Source organism: Pseudomonas syringae (assembly GCF_000737245.1).
Classification (GTDB): Bacteria; Pseudomonadota; Gammaproteobacteria; order Pseudomonadales; family Pseudomonadaceae; genus Aquipseudomonas; species Aquipseudomonas syringae_J.
Genome location: NZ_JPQU01000067.1, coordinates 205683 through 222353, shown reverse-complemented (window position 1 = coordinate 222353; position 16671 = coordinate 205683). Strand labels below are relative to the sequence as shown.

Annotated in this window: 18 protein-coding genes, 1 tRNA gene and 2 pseudogenes; 16 read left to right on the top strand and 5 right to left on the bottom strand. The window is 56.4% G+C overall.

The window, feature by feature from the left end; genetic code table 11:
* Positions 1-56 precede the first annotated feature (56 nt).
* From IV01_RS04085 to IV01_RS04095, 4 genes and pseudogenes are all read right to left on the bottom strand, one after another.
* Positions 57-581 (bottom strand): GNAT family N-acetyltransferase, encoded by a 525-nt coding sequence (locus tag IV01_RS04085; RefSeq protein WP_032630922.1) that lies wholly within the window; start codon positions 579-581, stop codon positions 57-59.
* A gap of 387 nt (positions 582-968) precedes the next feature.
* Positions 969-1387: pseudogene (locus IV01_RS26485) on the bottom strand (IS66 family transposase); the annotation flags it as partial.
* A 33-nt stretch (positions 1388-1420) separates the two neighbouring features.
* Positions 1421-1608, bottom strand: a pseudogene (locus IV01_RS27160) (integrase); the annotation flags it as partial.
* A 157-nt stretch (positions 1609-1765) separates the two neighbouring features.
* Positions 1766-1850, bottom strand: a tRNA-Leu gene (locus IV01_RS04095).
* A gap of 108 nt (positions 1851-1958) precedes the next feature.
* Between IV01_RS04095 and queA the strand changes: the two genes are divergently transcribed.
* The 6 genes from queA (at position 1959) to IV01_RS04125 (ending at position 8130) form a co-directional block, all read left to right on the top strand.
* The gene (queA, locus tag IV01_RS04100; RefSeq protein ID WP_032630904.1) at positions 1959-3023 is read left to right on the top strand and encodes a tRNA preQ1(34) S-adenosylmethionine ribosyltransferase-isomerase QueA; all 1065 of its coding nucleotides are present in this window, start codon (positions 1959-1961) and stop codon (positions 3021-3023) included.
* Positions 3024-3037: 14 nt separating this feature from the next.
* The gene (gene tgt / locus IV01_RS04105) at positions 3038-4153 is read left to right on the top strand and encodes a tRNA guanosine(34) transglycosylase Tgt (protein WP_032630921.1); all 1116 of its coding nucleotides are present in this window, start codon (positions 3038-3040) and stop codon (positions 4151-4153) included.
* Between the two features lie 53 nt (positions 4154-4206).
* On the top strand, positions 4207-4542 hold the full coding sequence (gene yajC / locus IV01_RS04110; protein ID WP_032630903.1) for a preprotein translocase subunit YajC: 336 nt from the start codon (positions 4207-4209) through the stop codon (positions 4540-4542).
* A gap of 65 nt (positions 4543-4607) precedes the next feature.
* On the top strand, positions 4608-6476 hold the full coding sequence (secD, locus tag IV01_RS04115) for a protein translocase subunit SecD (RefSeq protein ID WP_032630902.1): 1869 nt from the start codon (positions 4608-4610) through the stop codon (positions 6474-6476).
* A gap of 9 nt (positions 6477-6485) precedes the next feature.
* On the top strand, positions 6486-7397 hold the full coding sequence (gene secF, locus IV01_RS04120) for a protein translocase subunit SecF (protein WP_032630900.1): 912 nt from the start codon (positions 6486-6488) through the stop codon (positions 7395-7397).
* 193 nt (positions 7398-7590) lie between these two features.
* Entirely contained in the window at positions 7591-8130 is a 540-nt protein-coding gene (locus IV01_RS04125) for a glycine zipper 2TM domain-containing protein (RefSeq protein WP_032630899.1), read from the top strand.
* Between the two features lie 115 nt (positions 8131-8245).
* Here IV01_RS04125 and suhB read toward each other — a convergent pair whose 3' ends face one another.
* Positions 8246-9061 (bottom strand): inositol-phosphate phosphatase, encoded by an 816-nt coding sequence (suhB, locus tag IV01_RS04130; RefSeq protein WP_032630898.1) that lies wholly within the window; start codon positions 9059-9061, stop codon positions 8246-8248.
* A gap of 313 nt (positions 9062-9374) precedes the next feature.
* On the opposite strand from suhB, the gene trmJ reads away from it, so the two are divergent.
* From trmJ to iscX, 10 genes are all read left to right on the top strand, one after another.
* Positions 9375-10148 (top strand): tRNA (cytosine(32)/uridine(32)-2'-O)-methyltransferase TrmJ, encoded by a 774-nt coding sequence (gene trmJ / locus IV01_RS04135; protein WP_032630896.1) that lies wholly within the window; start codon positions 9375-9377, stop codon positions 10146-10148.
* Positions 10148-10924 (top strand): serine O-acetyltransferase, encoded by a 777-nt coding sequence (gene cysE / locus IV01_RS04140; RefSeq protein ID WP_032630895.1) that lies wholly within the window; start codon positions 10148-10150, stop codon positions 10922-10924. The genes trmJ and cysE overlap by 1 nt, the downstream gene beginning before the upstream one ends.
* A 158-nt stretch (positions 10925-11082) precedes the next feature.
* Positions 11083-11580: a Fe-S cluster assembly transcriptional regulator IscR gene (gene iscR, locus IV01_RS04145; protein ID WP_032630894.1), complete on the top strand. Its 498-nt coding sequence runs from the start codon at positions 11083-11085 to the stop codon at positions 11578-11580.
* A 44-nt stretch (positions 11581-11624) separates the two neighbouring features.
* Positions 11625-12839, top strand: a complete 1215-nt coding sequence (locus IV01_RS04150; RefSeq protein WP_032630893.1) for an IscS subfamily cysteine desulfurase — start codon at positions 11625-11627, stop codon at positions 12837-12839.
* Between the two features lie 82 nt (positions 12840-12921).
* Positions 12922-13308: a Fe-S cluster assembly scaffold IscU gene (iscU, locus tag IV01_RS04155; RefSeq protein ID WP_007248515.1), complete on the top strand. Its 387-nt coding sequence runs from the start codon at positions 12922-12924 to the stop codon at positions 13306-13308.
* A gap of 43 nt (positions 13309-13351) precedes the next feature.
* On the top strand, positions 13352-13675 hold the full coding sequence (gene iscA, locus IV01_RS04160; protein WP_032630892.1) for an iron-sulfur cluster assembly protein IscA: 324 nt from the start codon (positions 13352-13354) through the stop codon (positions 13673-13675).
* Positions 13676-13683: 8 nt separating this feature from the next.
* A complete protein-coding gene (gene hscB, locus IV01_RS04165) occupies positions 13684-14202 on the top strand; it encodes a co-chaperone HscB (RefSeq protein ID WP_032630891.1) in 519 nt (172 codons plus the stop codon).
* Between the two features lie 45 nt (positions 14203-14247).
* Positions 14248-16110, top strand: coding sequence for a Fe-S protein assembly chaperone HscA (hscA, locus tag IV01_RS04170; protein ID WP_032630890.1), 1863 nt, complete (start codon positions 14248-14250; stop codon positions 16108-16110).
* A gap of 3 nt (positions 16111-16113) precedes the next feature.
* A complete protein-coding gene (gene fdx, locus IV01_RS04175; protein WP_032630889.1) occupies positions 16114-16455 on the top strand; it encodes an ISC system 2Fe-2S type ferredoxin in 342 nt (113 codons plus the stop codon).
* A 14-nt stretch (positions 16456-16469) separates the two neighbouring features.
* Positions 16470-16670, top strand: a complete 201-nt coding sequence (gene iscX / locus IV01_RS04180; RefSeq protein WP_032630888.1) for a Fe-S cluster assembly protein IscX — start codon at positions 16470-16472, stop codon at positions 16668-16670.
* Position 16671: the final 1 nt, after the last annotated feature.

Sequence of the window (16671 nt, the reverse complement as noted above, 5' to 3'; positions counted from 1 at the left end):
CGAGTTGATCATCGTCGTAGACCAACTCAGCCAAGTGCCTTCGCCGGACGCTTACGTTACTTCTGACCCATAACCTTCATGAATCTGAACATCTCATCGCCCCCCCCTTCTTGATGAGCCTGAACCGAAGCTTGGTTTGGATCCGGATGAAATTTGTTGTAGAACTCAACAATCTTGAAGCCACACCTGTTTACATAAAAGTGAATGTTTCGCTTTTCAAAATATGGGGTGACAGTTTCCCAGACCTTGGTGTTTGGATACTCTCTCTCGATTGCTTTCCAGGCTTGTAGTCCTAGCCCACGGCTCTGCTGGCTCGTTGAAATGAAGAAGAACGACAATGAGTTTCGATTGCTTATTTCGTCAATTACCATAACTGCGCCGCCGACACGCTGATCGTTTGCCATGATCCAGTATGTAGCGGCTCCATCAACAGCAATGGACTGCTCTATGTCCTCATCAGAAGGAAGGGGCTCTTCAAGCGGCTGACCTAAGTCAGCTTCGGCCGCCACTCGGAACGAGTCCTGGAGAGCAGTTTTGAACTCGCTGAGAGAGCCTACGTTAGCCTTCTGGAGTTTGACCATTATGGAATCCTCTTGCGTTCTCACGTGCTTATCCTTGATCAAGTTTGCCTAAGTCACATGTAAGCGCTCCATGACTTGATCGGAGAATCCTTAAGGGATACAGGATGGATCAAATGATACGCTTCTGCCTAGACGCGCACCAGCAGGGGTCTGCTTGAATATCTGTTTCGGCTTCACACCGTTAATAGCCATGGACTGCGTAGGCCAGCTCTACGCAAAAGTCTGGTTAGGTCAGATGATGTTGGGGCGTTTTCAACGCCCAACCAATCAAGGCGTATTGGCGGAACGCTTACAAAGAGTCAAATGATCGGACGATGTTAGATCCTAATCTAACGTGCATTACAAGTTGCATAACGGCAACCACTTATGCGGCGGCAACTCGGATATCTCGCGCAACAGGTCGCGCTGGGCGATCATCCAGGTGTGTAGCATTTCCATCAAGGGGACGGCTTTTTCTTGTCGTATTCGTCGCCGTAAATCTGGCTCCAGGTCGCGGATTTCACTTTTGATTTCGTATGGCAACTGGATATAGCCCAGGGCCTGTTCGGCGAGCGTGCTCTTGTTCGTGACGTGCCGATCGAAAAACTTGCGCCGCCCATGAGCCATGCAGCCAATTCGGTGACGCCCAGTGCAAAACTGGCTTTGTAACCACCAAAGTTGTTGCACACCGACTTGCCTTTCCAGTCTTGCAGAAAGGCACGGGCGTGTTCGCCCGAGCGGCTGGGGCTGAAGTCGTACACCACCGCTCGGATATCGGCAAAAGCGGTGGTTGCATAGGCCCAGGCGTCGGCCCGATGGGTTTTCTTCGCATCGAGCGGTGAATGTGTTCGCACACCACTCCCGAGCCCCATCCTGGTCCAATTGCCCGCCGGACGTCTGCAGCGGAGCTGCCAGGATTACCGCCATCAGGTTTGACCCTGAAGTAGAGGCTGTTTCCGTCCAGCTTCCGGTATCCCTTTGATGCCACCTCCAGTCCCGCAAGTGTCGTGTTTGCGAGAGGGCGGCGCGTTATGTCTGCGCGCTTCATTCTTGTATCCCAACGTTCGGTATTTTTCTCAGGACACAAGCAGGGATACAACGGATCAGGAGATAAAGATCTAGATAGACAGACACAAAAAAACCGGCTCAAATGGCCGGTTTCTTTGGGTCTGAGGGTCAGGCGGAGACTCTCAGATACTGCTATGTGGTGCCCCGAGGGAGAATCGAACTCCCACTTCTTTCGAAAACGGATTTTGAATCCGCCGCGTCTACCAATTCCGCCATCAGGGCTCAATGGCGGCGAAGTCTACAGACGGTCTTACCGTTGGTCAATCACCTTTCATGGTCAATTTTCTCTCTTTCCGCTAAACTTCGCGGCCCTGCTAGACGAACTCCATCATGCGCGTTGCTGACTTTACCTTCGAACTCCCCGATTCCCTGATCGCTCGGCATCCTTTGGCTGAGCGACGCAGTAGCCGTTTGCTGACCCTGGACGGGGTCAGCGGGGCGTTGGGTCATGAGCATTTTTCCGATTTGCTGGGCCATGTGCGCGCCGGTGACTTGATGGTGTTCAACAATACCCGGGTTATCCCGGCCCGGCTGTTTGGCCAGAAAGTCTCCGGTGGCAAGCTGGAAATTCTCGTGGAGCGTGTGCTGGACACCCATCGGGTGCTGGCTCATGTGCGCTCAAGCAAATCGCCCAAGCCGGGTTCGATGATTCTCATCGATGGCGGGGGCGAGGCCGAGATGGTAGTGCGCCATGACACGCTCTTCGAACTGCGTTTCACCGAGTCGGTATTGCCGCTGCTGGAGCGAGTCGGGCATATGCCGTTGCCTCCTTATATAGACAGGCCTGATGAAAGTGCCGACCGCGAGCGCTATCAGACTGTTTATGCCGAGCGCGCCGGTGCGGTAGCTGCACCGACGGCAGGGCTGCATTTTGATCAACCGCTACTCGATGCGATGAAGGCCAAGGGCGTCGAGATGGCGTTCGTGACCCTGCACGTTGGTGCGGGTACGTTTCAGCCGGTGCGGGTCGAGAAGCTTGAAGACCACCACATGCACAGCGAATGGCTGGAAGTCGGCCAGGATGTGGTCGACGCCGTGGCCGCCTGTCGTGCGCGTGGCGGTCGGGTGATTGCCGTAGGTACGACCAGCGTGCGTTCGCTGGAAAGCGCGGCCCGCGACGGTGTGTTGAAACCGTTCAGCGGCGACACCGATATCTTTATCTTTCCAGGTCGTCCGTTCCATGTGGTCGATGCCCTGGTGACCAATTTTCACTTGCCCGAGTCCACGCTGTTGATGCTGGTTTCGGCGTTCGCCGGCTATCCCGAGACCATGGCTGCCTACGCGGCAGCGGTTGAAAACGGATACCGCTTCTTTAGTTACGGTGATGCCATGTTCATCACCCGCAATCCCGCGCCGACCGCTCCCAAGGCATCGGGCCCAGAGGATCACGCATGAGCCGCACCAGTCGTATGTCTTTCGAGTTGTTGGCCACTGACGGCAAGGCGCGTCGTGGTCGCTTGACCTTCCCTCGTGGTGTGGTCGAAACCCCGGCGTTCATGCCGGTCGGCACCTATGGCACGGTCAAGGGCATGCTGCCGCGTGACATCGAAGCCACTGGCGCGCAGATCATTCTGGGCAATACCTTCCATTTGTGGCTGCGCCCTGGCACCGAAGTGATCAAGGCCCACGGCGACCTGCACGATTTCATGAAGTGGAATGGCCCGATCCTGACGGACTCCGGCGGCTTTCAGGTATTCAGCCTGGGCGCTATGCGCAAGATCAAGGAGGAGGGTGTGACCTTCGCTTCTCCGGTGGACGGCGCCAAGGTGTTCATGGGCCCGGAAGAGTCGATGCAGGTCCAGCGTGATCTGGGCTCGGACATCGTGATGATCTTCGACGAATGCACGCCTTACCCGGCTGACGAAGATGTCGCGCGGGTATCGATGGAGTTATCGCTGCGTTGGGCCAAGCGCTCGAAAATCGCTCATGGCGAAAGCACTGCGGCGCTGTTCGGTATCGTCCAGGGCGGCATGCATGAAAGTCTGCGCATGCGTTCGCTGGAAGGTCTGGATCAGATCGGCTTCGACGGCCTGGCTATCGGTGGCCTGTCGGTGGGCGAGCCCAAGCATGAAATGATCAAGGTCCTGGATTATCTGCCAGGCCAGATGCCTCCTGAAAAACCTCGTTACCTTATGGGGGTAGGCAAGCCTGAGGATCTGGTGGAGGGTGTGCGCCGCGGAATCGACATGTTCGATTGCGTGATGCCGACCCGCAATGCCCGCAATGGTCATTTGTTCATAGACACTGGTGTGCTGAAGATCCGTAACGCGTTCCATCGTCATGATGATTCGCCACTGGATCCGACCTGCGATTGCTACACCTGTCAGAACTTCTCCCGTGCTTATCTGCATCATCTGGACAAGTGCGGTGAAATGCTGGGAAGCATGCTGAATACAATCCACAATTTGCGCCATTACCAGGTGCTTATGGCTGGTTTGCGCGAGGCTATTCAACAGGGTACATTGGCCGCCTTTGTCGATGCCTTCTACGCCAAACGCGGTATTCCAACGCCGCCTTTGGCATGAGTCGAACCTGAGTTTTGTCGTTTTATCCTAATATTATGCAACTGGAGTGCTAAATGAGCTTTTTCATCTCTCCCGCTTTCGCGGACGCTGCTGCACCGGCAGCAGGCCCTATGGGTGGTGGTTTCGAATGGATTTTCCTGGTCGGCTTCCTGGTTATCTTCTATCTGATGATCTGGCGTCCACAGGCCAAGCGTGCCAAAGAGCAGAAAAACCTGCTCGGCAATCTGCAAAAAGGCGATGAAGTGGTCACCACCGGCGGTATCGCTGGCAAGATCACTAAAGTGACTGATGACTTCGTGGTTATCGAAGTATCCGACACTGTAGAGCTGAAAATGCAAAAGGGCGCTATTGCTGCAACATTGCCGAAGGGCACCCTGAAAGCGATTTAAGATTCAGACTTTTACCAATCGACGGGGCGCGCAAGGCGCCTCGCGTTTTATAAGCGGGCGGCGTGATGCTGAACAAATACCCTCTGTGGAAATACGTACTGATCCTGGCGGTGCTGGTGATCGGCTTTATTTATTCCGCACCCAATCTCTACCCTGACGATCCGGCGATCCAGATCAGTGGCGCAAGCACTGCGCTGCAAGTCGGTCAGGCTGATCTGGAACGTGCAGGCAAAGCGCTTGTCGATTCCGGTATCGCGGTCAAGGCCACCTCCCTGGCTGAGAATGGCAAAGGCGGTTTGTTGCGTCTGACCAAGCAGGAAGATCAACTGCCAGCCAAGGATGTCGTACGCAAGGCGCTCGGTGATGACTATGTCGTCGCGCTGAACCTGGCTCCGACCACTCCGAACTGGTTGCGTCATCTGGGCGCGAGCCCGATGAAGATGGGCCTGGACTTGTCTGGTGGCGTGCACTTCCTCCTGGAAGTCGACATGGACAAGGCGCTGACTGCGCGTCTTAACGTATATGAAGGCGAAGTCAAAAGCCTGCTGCGCAAGGAAAAACTGCGTTATCGCAGCCTGCCGCAACTCAATGGCGCTATTCAGCTGGGTTTCAGCGATGAAGCTGCCCGTGAAGAAGCCCGTGCTCTGATCCGCAAGAGCTACACAGATTTCGAAATTACCCCGGCTGAACTGAACGGTATCCCTGTTCTGCGTCTGGCCATGACCCCGGCCAAGATTGCCGAGATCCGCGATTACTCCATCAAGCAGAACTTGACCACGGTACGTAACCGCGTCAATGAGCTGGGCGTCGCCGAGCCTCTGGTACAGCGTCAGGGTGCCAACCGCATCGTGGTCGAGTTGCCGGGCGTGCAGGATACTGCCGAAGCCAAGCGTATTCTGGGCAAGACCGCCAACCTTGAATTCCGTCTCGGCGCAGGCCCTGATGACTCCAAGGCCACCACCGAAATGTTCGAATTCCGCGAAGGCGGTCGTCCGGCAGCTCCGGTGGAGCGTGGTCTGATCATTACCGGTGATCAGGTGACTGATGCCAAAGCTGGTTTTGATGAGCACGGTCGTCCTCAGGTGAATATCACTCTGGATGGTCATGGCGGCGAATTGATGAGCCGTTCGACACGCAGCAACGTGGGTCGTAGCATGGCGGTGATCTTCATCGAGCAGAAGCCGACTACTACCTACACCAAGCAGATGGTCAACGGCGTCGAAAAAGACGTGCCTGTTCAGACCTTCAAAGAAGAGAAGCAAATCATCAGTCTGGCGACCATTCAGTCGCCGCTGGGTAGCCAGTTCCGCATCACCGGTCTGAACGGTCAGGGCGAGGCTTCCGAGCTGGCTCTGCTGCTGCGTGCCGGTGGTCTGGCAGCACCGATGTACTTCGCTGAAGAGCGCACGATCGGTCCGAGCCTGGGTGCTGACAACATCACCAAAGGTATCGACGCTTCCCTCTGGGGTATGCTGTTCGTATCGATTTTCATCATGATCATCTATCGCTTCTTCGGTCTGATCGCGACAGTCGCTTTGGGGCTGAACATGGTCATGCTGCTGGCGTTGATGTCCTTATTGGGCGCGACACTGACGCTGCCAGGTATCGCTGGTATCGTTTTGACGATGGGTATGGCGGTGGATGCCAACGTGCTGATCTTCTCGCGGATTCGTGAGGAAATCGCCAATGGCATGACCGTACAGCGTGCGATCAACGAAGGTTTCGATCGCGCCTATACGGCGATCCTCGACGCCAACCTGACGACGTTGCTGGTCGGCGGCATTCTCTTTGCGATGGGCACCGGCCCGGTCAAAGGCTTTGCGGTGACCATGTCGCTCGGGATCTTTACCTCGATGTTCACGGCCATCATGGTGACCCGCGCAATGGTCAACCTGATCTATGGCGGGCGTGACTTCAAGAAGTTGTGGATTTAAGGGGCTGCCATGTTACGTACCATTAACTTCATGGGCGTTCGCAATGTTGCGTTCGCCGTCACTGTGCTCCTTACCATTCTGGCGTTGTTCAGCTGGTTTCATAAAGGGCTCAACTATGGTCTGGACTTCACCGGCGGTACGCTCATCGAGCTGACTTACGAGCGTCCAGCCGATCTGGGCAAGGTTCGCGAAGAGCTGGTCAGCGCCGGGTATCACGATGCTGTCGTACAGAACTTCGGTGCCACGACGGATCTGCTGGTGCGTATGCCAGGTGAGGATCCGCAACTGGGTACCCAGGTCGCCGACGCGCTGCGCAAGGCGGGTGCTGATAACCCGGCTACCGTCAAACGTGTGGAATTCGTAGGTCCGCAGGTGGGGGAAGAGCTGCGCGACCAGGGCGGCCTCGGCATGCTTCTGGCGCTGGGTGGCGTTCTGATCTACCTCGCGTTCCGCTTCCAGTGGAAGTTTGCAGTGGGTGCGATCATTTCGCTGATCCACGACGTGGTGGTAACGATGGGTATCCTGTCGTTCTTCCAGATCACTTTCGACCTCACGGTATTGGCTGCGGTCCTGGCGATCATCGGTTACTCGCTGAACGACACGATCGTGGTATTCGACCGAGTGCGGGAAAACTTCCGCTTGCTGCGTAAGGCTTCGCTGATCGAAAACATCAACATCTCGACGACGCAGACCTTGCTGCGCACCATTGCAACTTCGGTTTCGACGTTGCTGGCGATCGTTGCGCTGTGGGTCTTTGGTGGTGATAACCTCGAGGGCTTCTCGATTGCGCTGTTCGTAGGTGTATTGGCGGGTACTTACTCGTCCATCTACATCGCCAACGTGGTGTTGATCTGGCTGAACCTGACAACTGAGGATCTGATTCCTCCAGTCGTTGCCGAGAAGGTTGATGATCGTCCCTGATCGCTGATCTCTCTGTAGCAAAAATTGAAAGGCGCGAGCATTGAGCTCGCGCCTTTTTTTGTGCTCTTTGAACGGGGTACCTAATGTGCTGGGTTCGTTTGTAAAGAGTGATGTTTTGAACTCTGATGGCCTTTTGCGCTCCAAGGGTGGGTATTGCGCAGGAAACTGCGTTTGAGTAGGTCAGGAGGTTCACGTGAACAAATCGTTGCTTGTTGGTGCTGTGCTGGGCGCTGCCGTTGTAACGGCTGGCGGTGCTGTTGCCACCTACAGCCTCGTTAAAAGCGGTCCTGAACATGCAGAGGTACTGGCCGTGGAGCCAGTAAAACAGCAGATCAAAACACCGCGGGAAGTTTGTAAGGACGTCACCGTTACAAAGCGGGCGCCAGTCAAGGATGAGCATCAGATTGTGGGCAGTGTGCTGGGTGCTGTTGCTGGCGGCTTGCTGGGCAATCAGGTCGGTGGCGGTAACGGCAAGAAAATCGCCACAGTCGCAGGTGCGGTGGGCGGCGGATACGCCGGTAACAAGGTTCAGGAAGGCATGCAGAACCGCGATACCTACACCACCACTGAGACTCGCTGCAATACGGTCAACGACATCAGCGATAAAGTTGTGGGCTATGACGTGAAATACAAGCTCAAGGACAAAGTTGGTCAGGTGCGTATGGATCGTGATCCGGGTGGCGAGATTCCCGTGGGTGAAGACGGCAAGTTGATTCTGGGTCAGGCAAATTAACCCAATTTGCTACTAGAAAGAAAAAGCACCTTCGGGTGCTTTTTCTGCTTCTGTAGGGCTTAAAAGTAGCGGGCATAAAAAAACCGGCATTACGCCGGTTTTTAGCAGCCAGTAATTAACGCTTCATCGAGTGCGGCAAGTGCGGCGCGATGGAGGTCAGTACAGCCTTGAAGCATTTGGTGTTGCCGGCAACGATGTGGCCTTTTTCCAGGAAGTCGTGACCACCTGTGAAGTCGCTGACCAGGCCGCCTGCTTCCTGAATCAGGAGGGCGCCTGCTGCCATATCCCACTCGGACAGGCCCGACTCCCAGAATGCATCGAAGCGACCGGCAGCCACGTAGGCCAGGTCCAGGCTTGCAGCGCCAGCGCGACGGATGCCAGCGGTCTGGCCTACCAGGCTGCGGAACATGCCCAGGTAGTTTTCCAGGTTATCCATCTGGTTGTCGCGGAACGGGAAGCCAGTGCCCAGCAGCGCGCCTTCAAGGCTGGTGCGTGGGCTGACTCGCATGCGGCGACCGTTGAGTTGTGCACCGTTACCGGCGCTGGCGGTGAATTCTTCCTGGCGAACCGGGTCAAGAACAACCGCGTGAGCAAGACGGCCTTTGTGTTTGCAGGCGATGCTGACCGCGAAGTGCGGTACGCCGCGAACAAAGTTGGTGGTGCCGTCCAGCGGATCAATGATCCACAGGTAGTCGGCACCTTCGCCGCTGCCTTCGTGCATGCCGGTTTCTTCACCGAGAATGCCGTGTGTCGGGTACGCCTTGCGCAGAGCAGTGATGATCAATTGCTCGGCAGCACGGTCAATTTCACTGACGTAATCCTTCGCGCCTTTTTCATCGACCTTGATGGTATCCAGGCGCTCGATGGAGCGGAAAATCAATTCGCTGGCGCTGCGGGCGGCGCGCAGCGCGATATTCAGCATGGGCTGCATGGACGTTTCACCTAGGTCGTTAAAGAAAGCCGAACATTGTAGGGGGAGTGACGGAAATTTTCCAGCGATTAACTGGATGTATTGAGCCTGTGGTCGATGTCGTAGGACCGGCTTTAGCCGGGAATAGGCCGATGCAGTCACTGAAATTTGACCGTCAGAAATATCACTTTCCCGGCTAAAGCCGGTCCCACGTCGTCTGGCGGACAAGCATGGGTTCTCCCAAAACTCACAATGAGCGCCACAACCCTTCATAGCGCTAACCGAGCCGCTTCTGTAAGATTTCCTCCCTCCTACTTATCTGTGAGCGCTTGCATTGCTGCAAAATATTCGTGTTGTCCTGGTCGGTACCAGTCACCCCGGTAATATCGGAGGGGCTGCTCGTGCCATGAAAAACATGGGGCTTTCGCGCCTGGTGCTTGTTGATCCGCTGGTGTTCCCGTCTCACGAGGCTGACGCCCGGGCTTCGGGGGCAGGCGATATCCTGGAAAAAGCTCAGGTGGTTGCGACCCTCGAAGACGCTTTGGTGGGCTGCAATCTGGTCCTGGGCACCAGTGCTCGTGATCGTCGTATTCCATGGCCGTTGCTCGATCCGCGTGAGTCCGGCGTAATGGCCGCTGAGCAGGCAGGGCAGGGGGCGGAGGTTGCGTTAGTGTTCGGTCGCGAATACGCCGGTCTGACCAATGAAGAGCTGCAGCGATGTCACTACCACGTGCACATCCCCTCCGATCCGGAATTCAGTTCGCTAAATCTTGCCGCAGCCGTGCAGGTGCTCAGTTACGAAGTGCGTATGTCCTGGCTGGCGGCCCAGGGTCAGCCCACCAAGGTTGAAAAGTACGAAGTAACGTCCGTGCGTAGCGCCGATCTGGCGACCATGGATGAAATGGAAGGCTTTTACGGGCATCTGGAAACAACATTGGTCGCCATTGGCTTTCTGGATCCGGAAAAGCCCCGTCATCTTATGGCTCGCTTGCGTCGGCTCTACGGGCGCAGTGAAGTGAACCGGTCCGAGATCAGTATTTTGCGCGGCATTCTGACTGAAACCCAGAAGGCTGCTCGCGGTGAACCCTACAAAAGAAAGGATCAGTGATGTTTGAGCGTCTGCGTGAAGATATTCAAAGTGTGTTCCATCGTGATCCCGCGGCGCGCAACTCTTTTGAAGTGCTGACCTGCTATCCGGGTATGCACGCCATCTGGCTGCATCGTCTGGCGCATATCCTGTGGAATAACGGCTGGAAATGGCCTGCCCGGGTTGTGTCGAACTTCGGCCGCTGGATGACCGGTATTGAAATCCACCCTGGCGCCAAGGTCGGTCGGCGTTTCTTCATCGATCACGGGATGGGTATCGTGATCGGCGAGACCGCCGAAATTGGCAATGACGTCACGCTATATCAAGGTGTGACCCTGGGCGGTACCAGCTGGAACGCCGGCAAGCGCCATCCGACCCTTGAAGATGGTGTTGTAGTCGGCGCTGGTGCCAAGGTGCTTGGGCCATTCACTGTGGGAGCTGGCGCCAAGATCGGGTCCAATGCAGTGGTCACCAAAGCCGTCCCTGCTGGCGCAACGGCAGTGGGGATTCCGGGTCGGATCATCGTCAAGACAGGCGACGATGTAGAAGCCAAGCGCAAAGCCATTGCCGAGAAGCTGGGCTTCGACGCTTATGGCGTCAGTGAAGACATGCCCGACCCGGTCGCCCGTGCGATCGGTCAGTTGCTTGACCATCTGCAGGCCGTGGATGCTCGCCTGGAAGGCATGTGTGGTGCGCTGAAGGGGCTGGGCAGCGATTATTGCGCCAAGGATCTCCCGGAGTTGCGCGACGAAGTCTTTGATTGCGTGAAAGACAAGAGCGAAAGCAAGGTCGGCTGAGGCGGATTTGAAACGGGGCGTGTCATGCGCCCCCGCGTTTGCTATGATGCCGCCGCTATTTTGCTCTTAATCCCGACTGTTTTACTTGGTCTTATAGTTGACTTAAATACTCGGGAATAGCATACTCGCCCTCATTACGAACCTCTGCGGTACACGCCATGCGACTGACTACTAAAGGCCGATACGCCGTAACTGCCATGCTTGATCTGGCGTTGCACGCGCAGAATGGGCCAGTGTCCCTGGCTGATATTTCTGAGCGGCAAGGCATTTCCCTTTCGTACCTTGAGCAGCTTTTCGCAAAGCTGCGCCGTGGCAATCTGGTTTCCAGTGTGCGCGGGCCGGGTGGTGGCTATCAGCTGTCGCGCGACATGCAGGGTATCAAGGTGGCTCAGGTGGTTGACGCGGTAAACGAATCCGTCGACGCGACCCGTTGTCAGGGTCTGGGTGATTGCCACGCTGGTGACACCTGTCTGACTCACCATTTATGGTGCGATCTCAGCGAACAGATTCACGAGTTTCTAAGCGGTATCAGTCTGGCCGACCTTGTCACTCGCCGTGAGGTACAGGAAGTCGCCCAGCGCCAGGATCTGCGTCGTAACGGCGCCAGCGCCAAGAACCAGTACCTGGATAAGATTGAAACGTCCGCCGTTGAATGAACGCAGATGAATGAGCGGTGCGCCTGCCTGATAGGAGAGATTCAATGAAGTTGCCGATTTACCTCGATTACTCCGCGACGACCCCGGTCGACCCGCGTGTCGCTCAGAAAATGATCGAATGCCTGACTGCTGACGGAAACTTCGGCAACCCGGCTTCGCGTTCCCACGTATTCGGCTGGAAGGCTGAAGAATCGGTTGAAAATGCGCGTCGTCAGGTGGCTGATCTGGTTGGCGCCGACCCGCGCGAAATCGTTTGGACTTCCGGTGCTACTGAATCCGACAACCTTGCAATCAAGGGTGTTGCGCACTTCTATGCCTCCAAGGGCAAGCACATCATCACCTCCAAGATCGAGCACAAAGCGGTGCTTGATACGACGCGTCAGCTTGAGCGTGAAGGTTTTGAGGTTACTTATCTCGACCCTACCGAAGACGGTTTGATTACCCCTGCAATGATTGAGGCGGTAATGCGCGACGACACCATTCTGGTTTCGATCATGCACGTGAACAACGAAATCGGCACCATTAACGACATCGCTGCCATCGGCGAACTTACCCGTTCGCGCGGCGTGCTGTTCCATGTCGATGCGGCCCAGTCCACCGGCAAAGTCGAGATCAATCTGGCCAACCTCAAGGTCGACCTGATGTCCTTCTCCGCCCACAAGACTTATGGTCCTAAAGGTATCGGCGCACTGTACGTGAGCCGCAAGCCGCGTGTTCGTATCGAAGCGGCCATGCATGGCGGTGGTCACGAGCGTGGTATGCGTTCCGGTACGCTGGCGACTCACCAGATCGTCGGTATGGGTGAGGCTTTCCGTATTGCCAAGGAAGAAATGGCAACGGAAAACCAGCGTCTTCAAGCGCTGAACGATCGCTTCTACAAGCAGGTCGAGAACCTCGAAGAGCTGTACGTGAACGGCAGCCTGACTGCACGCGTTCCGCACAACCTGAATCTGAGCTTTAACTACGTTGAAGGCGAGTCGCTGATCATGGCGCTCAAGGATCTGGCCGTTTCGTCCGGTTCCGCCTGTACCTCGGCGTCGCTGGAGCCGTCCTACGTGCTACGCGCCCTTGGTCGTAATGACGAACTGGCTCACAGCTCGATACGCTTCACTTTTGGTCGTTTCAGCACCGAAGAAGAAATCGATTACGCCGCGCAGAAAGTCTGCGAAGCGGTCACCAAGCTGCGCGCACTGTCGCCGCTGTGGGACATGTACAAAGACGGCGTCGACATTTCCAAGATCGAGTGGGCGGCGCACTAATTTAAAGTCGCCTTACAGACAGGTCATGTTGACTACCGTTTTCATGACTTGCAGAGCGGCTCCCTGATAGAGGAATAGCATCATGGCTTACAGCGAAAAGGTCATTGACCACTACGAGAATCCGCGCAACGTCGGCAAGATGAACGCGGAAGATCCAGATGTTGGCACCGGCATGGTCGGCGCTCCTGCTTGCGGCGACGTTATGCGTCTGCAAATCAAGGTCAATGATCAGGGTGTCATCGAAGACGCCAAGTTCAAGACTTATGGTTGCGGTTCGGCTATCGCCTCCAGCTCCCTGGCAACCGAGTGGATGAAAGGCAAGACTCTGGACGAAGCAGAGACCATCAAAAACACTCAGTTGGCTGAAGAGCTGGCTTTGCCTCCGGTGAAAATTCACTGCTCGGTACTCGCGGAAGATGCCATCAAGGCCGCTGTTCGCGATTACAAGCAGAAGAAAGGCCTGCTGTAATTCAGCAGCGACTTTTTAAAGAAGCGTGAAGCAAGGAGTTCAGATGGCTATCAGCATGACAGAAGCTGCCGCTAACCACGTACGCCGCTCCCTTGATGGGCGCGGTAAAGGTGATGGCGTTCGTCTGGGTGTTCGCACCACAGGCTGTTCCGGTCTCGCCTATGTGCTTGAGTTTGTCGATGAGGCAGCAAGCGAAGACACCGTGTTCGAATTGCACGGCGTCAAGGTGATCATTGACCCGAAAAGCCTGGTCTATCTCGATGGCACCGAGCTTGATTTCGTCAAGGAAGGGTTGAACGAAGGCTTCAAGTTCAACAACCCCAACTCCCGCGGTGAATGTGGCTGCGGCGAAAGCTTCAACGTTTGAGGCTTACTGTGGGTACTCCTTGTCATTACGCTTTATTCGAGCTTCAGCCGAGCTTTCTTCTCGACCTCGATTTGCTTGCGAGCCGATATCGCGAGCTTGCTCGCGGCGTTCATCCTGATCGTTTTGCTGACGCTTCCGAGCGTGAGCAGCGAACCGCGCTAGAGCGCTCGGCCAGTCTCAACGATGCCTACCAGACGCTCAAGAGCGCTCCAAAACGGGCGCGCTATCTGCTGGCGATGCGCGGCGAAGTACCCCTTGAAGTCACCGTGCATGATCCCGAGTTTCTTCTGCAGCAGATGCAGTGGCGCGAAGAGCTCGAGGACTTGCAGGACGAGGCGGATCTGGCGGGCGTTGCGGTTTTCAAGCGTCGCCTGAAAACCGCTCAGGACGAGCTGAACGAAAGCTTCGCCGCCTGTTGGGATGATGCTGCGCAACGTGATCAGGCTGAGCGCCTGATGCGCCGTATGCAGTTCCTCGACAAGCTCTCTTACGAAGTGCGCCAGCTGGAAGAGCGCCTCGACGATTAACCCCGTGCTGCTCCTGGCCGCACGCCTGTGAAATTCTGATAAAGCATGGCCTTATTGCAGATCGCCGAACCCGGTCAAAGTCCACAACCGCATCAGCGCCGTCTGGCTGTCGGTATTGACCTGGGCACTACCAATTCGCTGGTCGCTGCGTTGCGCAGTGGTCTTTCCGAGCCTCTGGCCGATGCAGACGGGCAGGTCATTCTGCCGTCTGCCGTTCGCTATCACGCCGATCGCGTCGAGGTAGGGCAGGCCGCCAAGGCTGCTGCCGCGACAGATCCTTTCAATACCGTACTTTCGGTCAAGCGCTTGATGGGTCGTGGGTTGTCCGACGTCAAGCAGCTGGGCGAGCAGTTGCCTTACCGCTTTGTGGGTGGTGAGTCGCACATGCCGTTCATTGAAACGGTGCAGGGCCCGAAAAGCCCGGTTGAAGTATCTGCCGACATTCTCAAAGTCTTGCGTCAGCGTGCCGAACAAACGCTGGGTGGCGAATTGGTCGGTGCAGTGATCACTGTCCCTGCCTATTTTGACGATGCCCAGCGCCAGGCCACCAAGGACGCTGCCAAACTGGCAGGCCTCAACGTGCTGCGCTTGCTCAATGAGCCGACCGCTGCGGCCGTGGCTTATGGTCTGGATCAGAACGCCGAAGGCGTCGTAGCGATCTACGACCTGGGTGGCGGGACCTTTGATATTTCCATTCTGCGCCTGACAGGTGGTGTCTTTGAGGTCATGGCTACCGGCGGCGATACCGCGTTGGGTGGCGATGATTTCGATCATGCGATTGCCAGCTGGATTGTTGCCGAAACAGGCCTGTCAGCCGATATCGCTCCGTCTGCTCAGCGCAGCCTGTTGCAGGCGGCGTGCGCCGCGAAAGAGGCGCTGACCAGTGAATCTTCCGTCGATGTCGAGTACGGCGACTGGAAAGGCACGCTCAGTCGTGATGCTTTCGAGGCGCTGATCGAGCCGATGGTGGCGCGCAGCCTCAAGGCTTGCCGTCGTGCCGTGCGGGACGCGGGCATCGAGCTGCAAGAAGTCGAAGCCGTGGTCATGGTTGGTGGATCGACCCGAGTACCTCGCGTGCGCAGTGCTGTTGCCGAGTTGTTCGGCCGTCAGCCCCTAACCGAAATCGACCCGGATCAAGTGGTCGCCATTGGGGCGGCGATTCAGGCTGACACTCTCGCGGGCAACAAGCGCGATGGTGAGGAATTGCTGCTGCTTGATGTCATTCCGCTCTCTCTGGGGCTGGAAACAATGGGCGGCTTGATGGAGAAGGTCATTCCGCGTAACACCACCATTCCAGTGGCGCGCGCTCAGGACTTCACCACTTATAAAGACGGCCAGTCGGCGATGATGATTCACGTGCTGCAAGGTGAGCGTGAATTGATTAGCGATTGCCGTTCCCTTGCGCGCTTCGAGTTGCGCGGGATTCCGGCCATGGTCGCCGGCGCCGCAAAAATCCGCGTGACCTTCCAGGTCGACGCCGATGGTCTGCTCAGTGTTGCGGCTCGTGAGCTGGGTTCGGGCGTTGAATCAAGCATTCAGGTCAAGCCGTCCTATGGCCTGACTGATGGCGAAATTTCCCGGATGCTTAAAGACTCTTTCGAAAATGCCGGAGACGACAAGGTTGCTCGGGTGCTGCGCGAGCAGCAGGTCGATGCGCAGCGTCTCGTCGAGGCGGTTGAGGCGGCCCTGGAAGTTGATGGCCAAAGCTTGCTCGATGCCGAAGAGCGCATGGTGATCGACCTGCAGTTGCAGGAGCTGCGTGAGCTGATGCAAGGCACCGATGGTCCTGCCATCGAGCAACAGACCAAGCGTCTGTCGCAGGTAACGGATGCATTTGCCGCCCGACGTATGGACTTGACCGTCAAGACCGCGCTGTCGGGGCGCAATTTGAATGAAATCGAGGAATAACTGATGCCGCAGCTCATTTTTCTGCCCCACGCCGTGCTGTGCCCGGAAGGGCTGGTTGTTGAGGTGGAGCCTGGCACCTCGATCCTCGAAATCGCCCATGAGCATCATATCGAGATCGAAAGTGCCTGTGGCGGCGTATGTGCCTGCACCACGTGCCACTGCATTATCCGGGAAGGGTTCGACTCGCTGAATGAAGCGGACGAGCTGGAAGAAGACATGCTTGACAAGGCCTGGGGGCTGGAAGCCCAGTCTCGGTTGTCGTGTCAGGCAATCGTCGGAAATGAAGACCTCACGGTTGAAATTCCCAAGTATTCGCTTAACCATGCGGCCGAAGCGCCCCACTGATTCAAGGACGTCTCATGAGCCTCAAATGGGTTGATGTGCAGGAAATCGCGATTCAGCTTGCCGAAGCGCACCCGGATCTCGATCCGCTCACCGTAAATTTCGTCAAGCTGCGCAATCTGGTCATGGAACTGCCTGAGTTCGACGATATCCCGGATCGCGGCGGTGAAAAGGTCCTTGAAGCCATCCAAGGCTTGTGGATCGAAGAAGCAGACTAAG

What these genes read in the sequence shown, in the direction of transcription:
- IV01_RS04085 (WP_032630922.1), bottom strand. Translation starts at nt 581, where the DNA reads ATGGTCAAACTCCAGAAGGCTAACGTAGGCTCTCTCAGCGAGTTCAAA.
- queA (WP_032630904.1), top strand. Translation starts at nt 1,959, where the DNA reads ATGCGCGTTGCTGACTTTACCTTCGAACTCCCCGATTCCCTGATCGCT.
- tgt (WP_032630921.1), top strand. Translation starts at nt 3,038, where the DNA reads ATGTCTTTCGAGTTGTTGGCCACTGACGGCAAGGCGCGTCGTGGTCGC.
- yajC (WP_032630903.1), top strand. Translation starts at nt 4,207, where the DNA reads ATGAGCTTTTTCATCTCTCCCGCTTTCGCGGACGCTGCTGCACCGGCA.
- secD (WP_032630902.1), top strand. Translation starts at nt 4,608, where the DNA reads ATGCTGAACAAATACCCTCTGTGGAAATACGTACTGATCCTGGCGGTG.
- secF (WP_032630900.1), top strand. Translation starts at nt 6,486, where the DNA reads ATGTTACGTACCATTAACTTCATGGGCGTTCGCAATGTTGCGTTCGCC.
- suhB (WP_032630898.1), bottom strand. Translation starts at nt 9,061, where the DNA reads ATGCAGCCCATGCTGAATATCGCGCTGCGCGCCGCCCGCAGCGCCAGC.
- cysE (WP_032630895.1), top strand. Translation starts at nt 10,148, where the DNA reads ATGTTTGAGCGTCTGCGTGAAGATATTCAAAGTGTGTTCCATCGTGAT.
- iscR (WP_032630894.1), top strand. Translation starts at nt 11,083, where the DNA reads ATGCGACTGACTACTAAAGGCCGATACGCCGTAACTGCCATGCTTGAT.
- IV01_RS04150 (WP_032630893.1), top strand. Translation starts at nt 11,625, where the DNA reads ATGAAGTTGCCGATTTACCTCGATTACTCCGCGACGACCCCGGTCGAC.
- iscU (WP_007248515.1), top strand. Translation starts at nt 12,922, where the DNA reads ATGGCTTACAGCGAAAAGGTCATTGACCACTACGAGAATCCGCGCAAC.
- iscA (WP_032630892.1), top strand. Translation starts at nt 13,352, where the DNA reads ATGGCTATCAGCATGACAGAAGCTGCCGCTAACCACGTACGCCGCTCC.
- hscA (WP_032630890.1), top strand. Translation starts at nt 14,248, where the DNA reads ATGGCCTTATTGCAGATCGCCGAACCCGGTCAAAGTCCACAACCGCAT.
- fdx (WP_032630889.1), top strand. Translation starts at nt 16,114, where the DNA reads ATGCCGCAGCTCATTTTTCTGCCCCACGCCGTGCTGTGCCCGGAAGGG.
- iscX (WP_032630888.1), top strand. Translation starts at nt 16,470, where the DNA reads ATGAGCCTCAAATGGGTTGATGTGCAGGAAATCGCGATTCAGCTTGCC.